Genomic DNA, 11981 nt, shown 5'->3' with positions numbered 1-11981 from the left:
TGCGGCAGATACTGCTGTTTGCAATGCACAGTGTTAATACCCCGGAAAGGGTATGGCTGGCGTATGCAGGCACAGGAAACGTCACTAACGGCAACGGATAAACGCAGACATAAGTTTTGGCCCACAAGGCCTTTTTTCATAAGCATAATTTAGCCGGGCCGTCCTTTCAAGGACGGCCCTTTTACTTAAAATGAAAGAGGGCCGATCTTCCGCCAGGAATCGTCCCTCTTCGTTTTAATATAACCGGCAAAACACCGGCCTTCAGTGATATAAATGCAAACATTACGCCAGGCCGCGGCCTTTTAAAGGCTCATCATTTCCTTGAATTTCACCGCCTGCCTGCGACTCACTTCAATTTTCTCCCCTCCGCGCATTTCCAGCAGCAGCCCGCCGTTGAAATAGGTATCGATGCGTTCGATCATCCGCAGGTTCACAATATGCTTGCGGTTGGCGCGGAAGAACACCCGCTCGTCCAGCCGCTCCTCCAGCGCATTGAGGGATTTCAGGATAAGCGGCTTGTTGGTCTCGAAATAGACCCGGGCATAGTTGCCCACGCTTTCAAACAACCGTATCTCCTGAAGTTTCACGAACCAGCAGCGGTCGCCATCCTTCACGAACACCTGGTCGTTCTCTCCCAGGATGTTGCGGATGCCGGATGCTGCGGCCAGCCTTTCTTTTTCGTCCAGCTGATGCAATTTTTGAATGGCGTCCGCCAGGCGCTTGGGCTCCACGGGTTTGAGCAGGTAATCCAGCGCATTGTATTCGAATGCCTTCAGCGCATATTCGTCATATGCGGTCGTAAATATCACCTGCGGCGATCTTTCCAGTTCCGCCAGCAGGTCAAAACCCGTTTTATCGGGCATCTGGATGTCCAGGAACAACAGGTCCGGCCGGAGCGTCTCGATCTTCTCGATTCCGTCTTTTGCATTCACCGCCTCTCCTACTACAACGATCTCCGGATGGTCTGCCAGCAGCTTTTTCAGTTCGCTTCTGGCCAGTCGTTCATCGTCTATGATCAATGCTTTTTTCATCTGGTAATATTTGTATTTTACTTCGTTCACCAGGTTTTGCCGCGGTGAACGTTTTGCGTTTCAATGGGCAGATGGAACCTCGCATTAACATTTCGCGGTGTGAACTACAGTTTTTTTGCTCGATTTCATACTGTCTTTACTTTTCGGTTGATGATATATTTACAGCAACGGCATCTGCACCTTTGCTTCCACCGTTGCGGGATCCAGGTTATAGATCTCGAAAGAGGCCTTTTTACCGAACAGCAGCCCAAGCCGCTGCCGGGTGCTGTTCAGGCCGAAGCCGTTACCGCTCAGATTCTCGACGATCTGGCCCGTATTGCGGATGGTGATCTCATGCTGCATGTTACGCACCTGTGACCCGATCAGGATATGCCCTCCTCTAACCTCTTTTGAAATACCGTGCTTGATGGCATTTTCCACCAGCGTTTGCAACATCAGGGGCGGAACGGGCAATTCCATTGTTTCCGGATCTATATCAAACTCCACCTTCAGCCTTTCCTCAAAACGGATGGTTTCCAGTGCAAGATAATCTTTTACGATGCTCAGTTCATTTTCCAGGCTGACTGTCTCCGCCTTGTCCGCCTGCATGGAACTGCGCAGGATATTGCTCAGTTCGGTAATGGCGGTACGGGCCCGGCGGGGATTCTCGTCTACCAGCGCCCGGATGCTGTTCAGGGCGTTGAAGATGAAATGCGGATTCAGCTGCGATTTGATCGTTTTCAGCTCCAGCGTTCTTACGGTAGCCTCCAGCTGCAGGTTGCCCATCTGCGAATTCCGGCTTTCCTCCACATAATGCCAGAGAAAGTAGATCACCGCCCAGAGGGAGAGAAAAACTGTCTGCTGGATGAAAGACCTTACCCACATATCATAAAAATCATGCTGCTCATCGTTGAAAAGCATCCCGAGAGAGGTCAGCAGAAAAGAGTCAAGTATCGAACAGATCAGTACCCCGAAGAAGAAATAAATGGCGAGCTTCTCAAATGGCATCTGGATCCATTTGTATTTGACGATAATTGCCCGGAAAGCATGCGTGATCAGGATACCCAGCACCACTACGGATAGCACGTACTTTACCCATAACCAACCCAGTATACCGAAAAAGAAGCCGAAAAAGAAATATAGAAAGGCATAAGCTCCCCACCCCAGGATCTGGCACCACCAATATTTTGACAAACGCTTAAACATTCATGAAAAGTTAGCAAACTCCTGCGACTTTAGTGACCACCGGGCGCTTATTCCAAAAATAGCACCTGCAGCACTCTCCCGGAAGGCAATTTTTATCAATGGTGGAATTGGCGTTTAAATGGGGGCCGGGAAATAGCGCAAAAACTTGTATTTTTGGGCATTAAACCCTGATGCGAATATGGAAATTACGGCCGGTCAATTACTGAGCCAGATCGATTACCCCTCTGATCTGCGAAAATTGAGCAGGGAGCAGCTGCACCAGGTTTGCGATGAGCTGCGCCAGTTCATTATCGATGTAGTGAGCGTCCATGGCGGCCATTTCGGCGCAAGCCTGGGCGTGGTAGAGCTTACCGTAGCCCTGCATTATGCCTACAATACGCCATATGATCAGCTGGTATGGGACGTAGGGCATCAGGCATACGGCCATAAGATACTGACGGGGCGCAAGAACGTTTTCCATACCAATCGCAAGTATAAGGGTATCAGCGGTTTCCCGAACCGCGGTGAAAGTGAATATGACACTTTCGGGGTAGGGCATTCCAGCACTTCCATCTCTGCAGCGCTGGGCATGGCCATCGCATCCAGGAACAGGGGCGAGCATGACCGCCAGCACATTGCCGTAATAGGCGACGGCGCCATGACGGCGGGTATGGCCTTCGAAGCACTGAACCACGCCGGTGTGGCCAACGCCAATCTGCTGATCATCCTGAACGACAACTGCATGTCCATCGACCCGAATGTAGGGGCGCTGAAAGAATATCTTACCGATATCACCACTTCCCACACCTATAACAAGTTCCGCGATGATGTGTGGAACCTGCTCGGGAAATTGCCGGTAGGCAGGAAATTCACGCGGGACATGGCCTCCAAGCTGGAAGCCAGCGTCAAAGGCATGGTATCCCGCTCCAGCAACCTCTTCGAAAGCCTTAACCTGCGCTACTTCGGCGCTATCGACGGCCATAACATCACCAAACTGGTGGATACCCTGCAGGACCTGAAGGACATCCCGGGTCCCAAACTGCTGCATATCGTTACCACCAAAGGGAAAGGATATGCCCTGGCGGAAAAGGACCAGACCAAATGGCATGCTCCCGGCCTGTTCGACAAGATCACCGGCGAGATCTTCAAAAAAAGCGTAGAAACGCCGCAACCTCCCAGATACCAGGACGTTTTCGGCCATACCATCATAGAACTGGCTGAACAGAACGAAAATATCATGGGCATTACGCCCGCCATGCCCTCCGGCTCCTCCCTCAAACTCATGATGGAAAAGATGCCGGACCGGGCCATCGATGTAGGTATTTGCGAACAGCACGCCGTGACCGTCTCCGCCGGCCTCGCCACACAGGGTATGCGCGTGTTCTGCAATATTTACTCTTCCTTCATGCAAAGGGCGTACGACCAGGTAGTGCATGATGTAGCTATCCAGCATCTGCCGGTGATCTTCTGCCTGGACCGGGCAGGGCTCGTAGGAGAAGATGGCGCCACCCACCATGGCGCGTACGACATCCCCTATATGCGCTGTATCCCCAATATGGTGATCAGCGCCCCCATGAACGAAGAAGAGTTGCGCAACCTCATGTACACGGCGCAATTGCCGGAGAACAACGCGCCTTTCGTGATCCGCTATCCCCGCGGGGAAGGCGTGATGGCAGACTGGCGCAGGCCCTTCAAAGCCATCCGCATCGGTACCGGCAGGAAGGTCCAGGACGGCCGCGATGTAGCCATCCTTTCCCTGGGCCATCCCGGCAACTTTGTGACCGAAGCGCTCAAAGAACTGATGACCGACGGCCTCCAGCCCGCCCATTACGATATGCGGTTCGTCAAACCGCTCGATACGGACATGCTCCATGATATCTTCCAGCGCTACGACCGTGTGATCACCGTAGAGGACGGCGCCCTGCAGGGCGGCTTCGGCAGTGCAGTGCTGGAATTCATGGCGGATAACGATTATAAGGCGGACATCCGCCGGCTGGGCATACCGGACCGCCTGGTAGAACATGGAAAACCCGCGGAACTGCAGCGCGAATGCGGCTACGATGCCGTGGCCATCGCCAACGCTGTCCGGGAAATGCTTAAAAGTACCATTACTGTTCACGCAAGCTGATAACAGATCATACGGAGCAGCAGCAGAGACGGCTCCGGAATTATCTAATGGATCTATATATACACCTTCGCATTACGGCTATTATCCAGGAAACACCGGATACGTTCACCTACCGGCTGGAAGAAGTGCAGGGCAGACCCGTTCCGTACAAAGCCGGCCAGTTCCTTACCTTTCTTGTTGAATTGAATGGCGAAGAATACCGCCGCTCCTATTCGCTTTGCACGACCCCGGGCATAGACCCGTTCATGGCTGTTACCATCAAAAAGATCACGAACGGGGAGATATCCCGTCATATCCACCGCACCTGGCAGGTGGGCGACCAGGTAAAATCACTGCTTCCCTCCGGGAGGTTTACACTGGACAGTATGCCGGATGCCCGCCGGGACATCTTCCTGCTTGGCGCCGGCAGCGGCATTACACCCCTGTTCTCCATTCTGCAGGAAGCCCTGTACAAAGAGACAGCCGCCCACATCACGCTCATCTACTCGAACCGCAACGAGAAGAATACTATTTTCCGGAAACAGATACTGGCGTTACAGCAAAAGTTCCCGGACCGCCTGACCATCCTCTGGCTGTTCAGCGACCCGGCGGATACTGCTACGACCAATCGCAGGATGAGTAACGGCCTGCTGGAAATGATCGCCCCGCAACACCTGAAGTACGAGCGGGACAAAGCCCAGTTCTTCATCTGCGGCCCTGCTGCCTATATGCGCGTGGTGCAGTTCACGCTTACCTTTATGGGTTTCAGTAATGCGCAGCTGCACAAAGAGAACTTTGTTGTCAATACCGAAACGAAGATCGCCAGGACCCCCATCCCGCAAGACACGGGCATTAAACAGGTTTTGCTCCGGCACAATGGAAAAGAAACGACCTTTCCCGTACCGGGCAATGAAACCATCCTGCATGCCGCGCTGCGGCAGGGCATAGAATTGCCCTACAGCTGCAATGGCGGCGTCTGCGGCTCGTGCATAGCGCGATGTGCGGAAGGATCGGTCTGGATGTCCGTTAACGAAGTGCTGACGGACAGGGAATTGTCCCAGGGACTGGTGCTGACCTGCACCGGGTATGCACAAAGTAAAAATGTCACACTGGTATGGTAAATGTTTGCCGGTATCTCAAAATGCCATAATTTCAATCAAACTATTGCCATGAGCTATGCTGCTCTGAAAGCAGCCGGCCTTTATCTCCTGCTTGGAATAATATGGCTGTGCGGCTATCGCGGAATATGGCTTTTTCTTTCAGCACAACTGCCCCAGGTTAGCCCCGCTTTGCTGGAATATCTACTGCATGCGGCCTTTATCACAGTTTCTGCTGTGTTCGTGTATGTGCTGGCAAAAAGCTCCCCGGTAAATCGTAGTGAATACCGGCAGCTCTTCTACGAGCACCCCGTTCCCATGTGGATATACGATTGGGAAACACTGCGCTTCCTCGCCGTGAACGAAGCTGCCGTACGGCAGTACGGTTACAGTGAGGAGGAATTTATGCGCATGAGCATTCTCAATATCCGGGAACCCTCTACCATCCAGCAACTGCTGGACGATGTGAAGAACACCCGGCAGGAGATGGTGTACCGCGGTATCTGGCAGCACCAGAAAAAGAACCGGGAGGTGTTTTCCGCAGAGATCTGGTCGCACAGCACGAAATATGGCGGGCGGGATGCCCGGTTGGTGATGGCGGTGGACGTAGAGGCCGAGATCCGCTCCACCATCATCGCAAAGGATATTGGTACGCGGTATGACCTGCTGGCCAAGGTAACACAGGACTCCATTTATTATTGGGATATGATATCAGGCCGGGTCACCCGCAACCACGGCCCCTCTTCGCTATTTGGTTACAAAGAAACGGATATACAGGAAGAAAGCAGCTGGTGGATAGAAAGGATCCATCCGGATGATGCGGGAGATATGCTCACCTCCTTCCGCGAAGCCACCACCGCCAGACAGCTGAACTGGGAAGCCGAATATCGCTTCCGTTGCGCCAACGGCAGTTACAAATATGTACACGATCGCGGCCACATCATCTACAACGAAAAACAGGATGCCGTACGTGTGATAGGCGTGATACAGGATATTACCGAACGAAAAGAATCCATTCAGCAATTGCAGCAGCAGAATGAAACGCTGAAGGAGATCGCCCGGATCAATTCACATGATATCAGAAAACCGGTGGCCTCCATTCTGGGCATTATGTCGGTGATCGACCTGGAAAACAATGATGCGGCATTGAACACCCAGCTCTTTGGCATGCTGCAGGAAAGCACGTCTGAACTGGACGTGATGCTTCACAAGATCCGGGACAAATTAAAACAGCTGCGGAACGGCAATTTACCGGAATGACTCAAACCGGGAAAAGTCCCCTTTCAATTCACTATATAGTTTGTGGAAAACCTGCATACGGTCCTGCAAGGTATCGTAATCGGCCACAGGCCTGTCGTCATGCACAATAGCCGGCCGGCCGTTACCCATGCTTTTGGCAGACTGTTTAAGGTCGTGGAACATTTCATCTGCCACTTCCAGTTGCCGGATGAACTGGTTCTGAAAATGCTCTGTCTGTATCATTCTTTCATGGTTGGCCTGATGTGCGGCCATTTCTTCCAACCTGCAACGCATAGCGCGCAAGTCATTGCGCACATGATCTACTTCACCTTTCCAGGTAATGATCTGCTCCTGCAGGTCAGCGGACTGTGTTGGTACTTCCATGATGTATTGATTTAAGTTAAATGATGCGGAGCTTTGTTCCGTCATACATCCCATGCTTATGTGTCAATCATCCTGTGAATGTTAAAACAATCGTCTTTCCTTCCCCGAAGGAACCAAATGGTCAATATACTTTGCGTGTGAGATAAGAGACGGGTACATGCTCACGATACTTTACTGCCTTTCACTTCTAATTTACGACACTTTTTCCTTTTAGAGCCGCCCGTCCCGCTAAAAATTTATGCCGGATCTACTTTGTTAAGATAGATCGACTGTGACGGGAATGCAAACGAGATACCCTCCTGGCCGAACTTCCTGATCAGCTGCAAATTGATCGATTGCTGCGCATCCATATACTGCACATAATCCGACGTGTCCACAAAATACACACATTCATATTCCAGCCAGGAATCAGCCAGGTTGAATAAATGGGCTCTGTCAAACGCCACATTAGCTTCATTTTCAATAATTTGTTTCACCATACCGGGGATCAGTTCCAGCTTTTCCGGAGGCGTATCATAAGTAACGGATATTTTAAACGCGATCCGCCGCCGCTGCATCTTCTTGAAGTTATGTATGCGGGAATTGGTGAGATCAGTGTTTGAACATACGATCTCCTCCCCCGTTAGGCTGCGCAGCCGCGTTGTTTTGATGCCGATGTATTCGATCGTTCCCACTTTATCCTGCACAATAATAAAATCCCCCACTTCAAAAGGCCGGTCGAAAAGGATCACGAAATAGCTGAACAGGTCACCCAGGATATGTTGTGTCGCCAATGCTATGGCAATACCGCCGATACCGAGACCAGTGATGATGGCCGTAACATCGAATCCGAGGTTGTCCATCAGGAATACCAGTCCCAACGCCCAGATCACCACAGAAATGATGATCATGAGGCCATTCACCTGCTTCTGCTTTTCCTCACCATTGTCCTGCCGGGAAAGGTATTGCATAATAATGAACTGCAATACGGCTGTGATCAGACGTACCACAAAAAAGGTCAGGTATAACAGTGCTGCTGCTTTGAACACACGCATTGTTGCCGGAGAGAACGTCAGATAGTGAAATCCGGCGTAAAAAGCAGCAAAGTATAACAGGGGAACAACCGAGCGCCCTGTTTCAGCAACAATAAAATCGTCGTAATCGCCTTCCGTTCCTTCTGCCCATTTTTTCAATGCGGACAATAACCCTTTTCTGAACAATCTGATGATCAGCATTCCTCCCAAAAAGATGAGCAAAGCGATGATCCAGGATTGCACGCTGTTGCCCAGGAACTGTTGTTGTAAAATCTCATCCATAATTCAAATCGTATTGGTCCTCCGGCAAATATAAAAACCTGTGCCGGAACGACACAGGTTTTTCTCATATAATTAACAAGATGATGATACGATCAACTCAGCATAGGTACATCCATCAGCAGGAATTCCGCATCCTCCAGCACCTTTATATCCAATGATCCGTATTCGGAAACGCCCAGTGCATCGCGATTTTCAAGCACTTCACCACCTGCTTCCACTTTGCCTTTCAATACCAGCAGATAGGCCCCGTTCCCTTCCAGCTTCGGGGTATAGCTGATGGTCCTGTCCTTGTCGAATTTACCGAGCGAGAACCATGCATCCTGGTTGATCCAGAGCGTTGCATCATTTTCTTCGGGGGAAACAACTGTTTGCAATTGATTATTCCGTCCTTCGGGATCAAATGTCTTCTGGTCGTAGCGCGGTGTGATATCCTTTTGTTTGGGGAAGAGCCATATCTGCAGGAATTTCACCGGCTCGGTCTTTGATGCGTTGAATTCGGAGTGTTGTATGCCCGATCCTGCACTCATGATCTGCACATCGTGCTGATTGATGATCTTGTGGCGGCCGGTATTGTCCTTATGCTCCAGTGCACCGGATAGCGGAATGCTCACGATCTCCATATTGTCGTGCGGGTGCGAGCCAAAGCCCATGCCGCCTTTTACGGTATCATCGTTCAATACGCGCAGCGCACCGAAGTGGATACGCTCCGGGTTATAATACCCTGCAAAGCTGAAGGTATGAAAAGACTGCAACCATCCATGGTCTGCGAATCCGCGGGTATTGCCGCGGTGAATTACTTTTTTCATGATGTCCTCCTTGTATTATTTTTTCTCTCACAAAGGTCGGTCAATTCCCTCCGTCCGGCAATGGACAATTTCGACAAAAGGATGCACAAAACAAAGGCCGGACGCAGGTTTCCTCTGCTTGTCCGGCCTTTTCGCCATGTTTCCGGAATGCCTGGTTACACCAGTTTGGCATCCATAGTAATGTTGGTATTCAGCAGTTTGGAAATGGGGCAGTTGGCGCGCGCATCTTCGGCAAACTCAGCAAACTTTTCGGCATCCAGACCGGGCACACTGGCAGTTACTTCCAGGTGTATATTGGGGATGGCGCCGTTCTCGAAAGTAACGATCGATTTCGTATCAATGCTGCCCGGCGTGAGGCCTGCGCCTGAAATGATGAAACTCAGTTTCATGCTGAAACAGCCGGCATGCGCCGCAGCGATCAGTTCTTCAGGGTTAGTGCCGGCACCGCTTTCGAAACGGCTGCTGAATGAATATTGTGTATCCTTTAAAACGCCGGTCTCAGTTGAAACGGTGCCTTTTCCTTCTTTGCCCGTACCTTTCCAGTTAGCGGATGCAGATCTTTTCATGGTGTTATTATTTTGTGGGTGATTTGTTCGTTAAGAGCCGTCTAAATTAATGAATTATCACCAATAAAAAACCGGGGGACATACGTCTCCCGGTCTTACCGTAAAACCCCAAACATTTCTACTACACTGTTTCAACAAAATCTTCGAGGGGCGTTCTCACTTTCTCTGCATGCTGCATACCGTCTTCTGCTGCGCGAAATCCTACCGCTGCAATTACTACCGTGCGCAGGTTCTTCTCCTTCAGTCCTAAAATCCCATCGTATGCGGCCGCATCGAATCCTTCCATCGGGCAAGTGTCTATGCCATCTGCCGCACATGCCGTGAGCAGCGTACCCAGCGCCAGGTAAGCCTGCTTGCCCGTCCAGTTTGCGGCTCTTTCTTCATCCAGACTATTCAGCGTTCCTTTCATCACATTCTCAAACCCTGTCAGCTGACTTCTTTCCAATCTTCGGGTACTGGCAATATTTTCAACATAACGCTCCACATGCTCCGGGCTCAACTGATCATGCCTTGCGAACACAATGAGATGGGAGGCGTCTGTTATTTGTGACTGATTGTACGACACCGCTTTCAGCTTTTCACGCACCGCCGGGTCTTCTATCACAATGATCCTGTAGGGTTGCAGCCCGTAGGAAGATGCTGAAAGCCGGGTGGCACGGAGTATCCTGTCCAGCTGCCTTTCATCCAGCTTTTTTGCCGGATCGAATTTCTTTGTGGCATAACGCCATGTCAATTTCTCAAGGATATCCATTGTTATGCTTTTATGCCTGTTTAACCATCTGTACGGCCAGTACAAGGCGAACATCGTCGCTCAGTACCAATCCGCCGGCTTCTGTGGTAGCGGACCAGGTAAGGCCGAAATCTTTCCTGTTGATCTTTCCTTTCAGCTCAAAACCAGCCTTGGTCTGACCATAAGGGTCCACCAGCGTACCGGTATATTCCACCTCCAGCTCCACGGGACGGGTTACATCGCGGATGGTGAGGTCTCCGGTCAGTACAAAATTCTCTGCATCCTTCTTCTTCACTTCCGTTGAAGAAAAGGTGATCTTCGGATATTTGGCGCTATCAAAAAAATCTGCACTTTTCAGATGCTCGTCACGCTGCTGGTTCTTGGTGCTGATGCTGTTCACATCGGCTTCGAAGCTGATGACTGCATCGCTGAAATCATCTTTTCCGCTTTCCAGTGTAGCGCTGTATTCCCCGAAGTGACCGGTCACATTGGTGATCATCAGGTGTTTTACTTTGAATTCGATCTCGCTGTGCGCGGGATCAATTTTCCAGGTTGCCATTTTTTGTGTTTTTAGTAGTTTATGAAATGATTAGAGTGGTCTTAATTCAGGCGGCCCATCTTGCCGTTGTTGAAATCATCTATCGCCGTGATGATCTCGTCTTTCGTATTCATAACAAAGGGGCCGTAAGCGAAGACGGGTTCCTGTATCGGCTCTCCGCTCAGCAACAGCAGGGAACTATCCTCCCGGGCGGTGACCGTTATGTTTTCACCGGCCTGCTCAAATACAGCGATCTCCACTGCCTTGGCCTGATGGCTGTCATTGATACTTACTTCACCTTTCATCACCACGAGGCCGGCATTATGCCCGTCCGGCAGACTGAGCTGAATGGTTTTGCCCGCTTTCAGCTGCATATCAAAAACGTTAAGCGGGGTGAAGGTTTTTGCCGCCCCCTGCTGCCCTTCCCATTCACCTGCGATCAGCCGCACATAACTGCCGTCATCATAGCGGATAACGGGAATATCATCTTTTTGCAGGGATTGGTAACGGGGCTTGTCCATTTTATGCGCCCTGGGCAGATTCACCCATAATTGTACCATTTCAAGGGTACCGCCGTTTTTTGTGAATTCCTCATCATGTTTTTCTTCGTGCACCACACCGGAGGCTGCAGTCATCCACTGTACGTCACCAGGACCAATACGGCCGGCATTACCGCCGGAATCCCGGTGCTGCAGCGTGCCCTGATAAGCGATGGTCACTGTCTCAAATCCCCTGTGCGGATGTTCATCCACGCCACGAGGCTGGTCAGAAGGCGGAAAATAGCTGGGAGCGGCATAATCCAGCAGGAAAAAAGGGCTGAGCTGCTTCCCGATGATGCGATTGCCGTTGGGGAAAAGGTTCTGCACCTTAAACCCGTCGCCCACCATATGGGCTGCGGCGCCTTTGTAAACATGTGCTGCTTTTTTAACCGTTGCCATCTTGTTCCTCCTGTTTTTAATGACAACACAAAAATACATGTTACAACATCTAAATAGAATGGATAGTTTGCCGTTAAAGGTGGACT

12 protein-coding genes are annotated in these 11981 nt (G+C 50.8%); 3 read left to right on the top strand and 9 right to left on the bottom strand.

The genetic code is table 11. The annotated features are described in order from the left end of the window. Positions 1-302: 302 nt before the first annotated feature. Both FW415_RS05810 and FW415_RS05805 read right to left on the bottom strand, forming a co-directional pair. Positions 303-1031 (bottom strand): LytTR family DNA-binding domain-containing protein, encoded by a 729-nt coding sequence (locus FW415_RS05810; RefSeq protein WP_148383337.1) that lies wholly within the window; start codon positions 1029-1031, stop codon positions 303-305. Positions 1032-1190: 159 nt separating this feature from the next. After that, entirely contained in the window at positions 1191-2216 is a 1026-nt protein-coding gene (locus FW415_RS05805) for a sensor histidine kinase (RefSeq protein ID WP_148383336.1), read from the bottom strand. Positions 2217-2394: 178 nt separating this feature from the next. Here FW415_RS05805 and dxs point away from each other — a divergent pair, with 178 nt between their 5' ends. The 3 genes from dxs to FW415_RS05790 are packed head-to-tail and all read left to right on the top strand — an operon-like array spanning position 2395 to position 6659. Continuing rightward, a complete protein-coding gene (dxs, locus tag FW415_RS05800) occupies positions 2395-4323 on the top strand; it encodes a 1-deoxy-D-xylulose-5-phosphate synthase (RefSeq protein WP_148383335.1) in 1929 nt (642 codons plus the stop codon). A 47-nt stretch (positions 4324-4370) separates the two neighbouring features. Then, a complete protein-coding gene (locus FW415_RS05795; RefSeq protein ID WP_148383334.1) occupies positions 4371-5423 on the top strand; it encodes a ferredoxin--NADP reductase in 1053 nt (350 codons plus the stop codon). A gap of 48 nt (positions 5424-5471) precedes the next feature. Further along, positions 5472-6659 (top strand): PAS domain-containing protein, encoded by a 1188-nt coding sequence (locus FW415_RS05790; protein WP_168208684.1) that lies wholly within the window; start codon positions 5472-5474, stop codon positions 6657-6659. Here the strand turns inward: FW415_RS05790 and FW415_RS05785 are convergent. From FW415_RS05785 to FW415_RS05755, 7 genes are all read right to left on the bottom strand, one after another. Next, positions 6648-7022 (bottom strand): hypothetical protein, encoded by a 375-nt coding sequence (locus FW415_RS05785; protein ID WP_148383332.1) that lies wholly within the window; start codon positions 7020-7022, stop codon positions 6648-6650. The genes FW415_RS05790 and FW415_RS05785 overlap by 12 nt on opposite strands. A gap of 236 nt (positions 7023-7258) precedes the next feature. After that, positions 7259-8317 carry a mechanosensitive ion channel family protein gene (locus FW415_RS05780; RefSeq protein WP_148383331.1) on the bottom strand — a complete coding sequence of 353 codons (1059 nt, stop codon included), beginning with the start codon at positions 8315-8317 and terminating at the stop codon, positions 7259-7261. A 92-nt stretch (positions 8318-8409) separates the two neighbouring features. Beyond that, on the bottom strand, positions 8410-9123 hold the full coding sequence (locus FW415_RS05775) for a pirin family protein (RefSeq protein WP_210420833.1): 714 nt from the start codon (positions 9121-9123) through the stop codon (positions 8410-8412). A 155-nt stretch (positions 9124-9278) separates the two neighbouring features. After that, positions 9279-9689: an OsmC family protein gene (locus FW415_RS05770; RefSeq protein ID WP_148383329.1), complete on the bottom strand. Its 411-nt coding sequence runs from the start codon at positions 9687-9689 to the stop codon at positions 9279-9281. A 121-nt stretch (positions 9690-9810) separates the two neighbouring features. Continuing rightward, the gene (locus tag FW415_RS05765; RefSeq protein ID WP_148383328.1) at positions 9811-10440 is read right to left on the bottom strand and encodes an NAD(P)H-dependent oxidoreductase; all 630 of its coding nucleotides are present in this window, start codon (positions 10438-10440) and stop codon (positions 9811-9813) included. A gap of 10 nt (positions 10441-10450) precedes the next feature. Then, complete coding sequence (locus FW415_RS05760) at positions 10451-10978, bottom strand: YceI family protein (RefSeq protein WP_148383327.1); 528 nt, start codon at positions 10976-10978, stop codon at positions 10451-10453. Between the two features lie 41 nt (positions 10979-11019). Further along, positions 11020-11895, bottom strand: a complete 876-nt coding sequence (locus tag FW415_RS05755; RefSeq protein WP_148383326.1) for a pirin family protein — start codon at positions 11893-11895, stop codon at positions 11020-11022. Between the last annotated feature and the right edge of the window lie 86 nt (positions 11896-11981).

This window comes from Chitinophaga sp. XS-30, from assembly GCF_008086345.1.
In the GTDB taxonomy this organism is placed as follows: Bacteria; Bacteroidota; Bacteroidia; order Chitinophagales; family Chitinophagaceae; genus Chitinophaga.
This window is presented reverse-complemented; position numbering and strand designations above follow the sequence as displayed.

Excerpts from the sequence above, each read along its gene's own strand:
- FW415_RS05760 (WP_148383327.1), bottom strand. The coding sequence starts at position 10,978 with ATGGCAACCTGGAAAATTGATCCCGCGCACAGCGAGATCGAATTCAAA.
- FW415_RS05805 (WP_148383336.1), bottom strand. The coding sequence starts at position 2,216 with ATGTTTAAGCGTTTGTCAAAATATTGGTGGTGCCAGATCCTGGGGTGG.
- FW415_RS05810 (WP_148383337.1), bottom strand. The coding sequence starts at position 1,031 with ATGAAAAAAGCATTGATCATAGACGATGAACGACTGGCCAGAAGCGAA.
- FW415_RS05770 (WP_148383329.1), bottom strand. The coding sequence starts at position 9,689 with ATGAAAAGATCTGCATCCGCTAACTGGAAAGGTACGGGCAAAGAAGGA.
- dxs (WP_148383335.1), top strand. The coding sequence starts at position 2,395 with ATGGAAATTACGGCCGGTCAATTACTGAGCCAGATCGATTACCCCTCT.
- FW415_RS05775 (WP_210420833.1), bottom strand. The coding sequence starts at position 9,123 with ATGAAAAAAGTAATTCACCGCGGCAATACCCGCGGATTCGCAGACCAT.
- FW415_RS05765 (WP_148383328.1), bottom strand. The coding sequence starts at position 10,440 with ATGGATATCCTTGAGAAATTGACATGGCGTTATGCCACAAAGAAATTC.
- FW415_RS05795 (WP_148383334.1), top strand. The coding sequence starts at position 4,371 with ATGGATCTATATATACACCTTCGCATTACGGCTATTATCCAGGAAACA.
- FW415_RS05790 (WP_168208684.1), top strand. The coding sequence starts at position 5,472 with ATGAGCTATGCTGCTCTGAAAGCAGCCGGCCTTTATCTCCTGCTTGGA.
- FW415_RS05785 (WP_148383332.1), bottom strand. The coding sequence starts at position 7,022 with ATGGAAGTACCAACACAGTCCGCTGACCTGCAGGAGCAGATCATTACC.
- FW415_RS05755 (WP_148383326.1), bottom strand. The coding sequence starts at position 11,895 with ATGGCAACGGTTAAAAAAGCAGCACATGTTTACAAAGGCGCCGCAGCC.
- FW415_RS05780 (WP_148383331.1), bottom strand. The coding sequence starts at position 8,317 with ATGGATGAGATTTTACAACAACAGTTCCTGGGCAACAGCGTGCAATCC.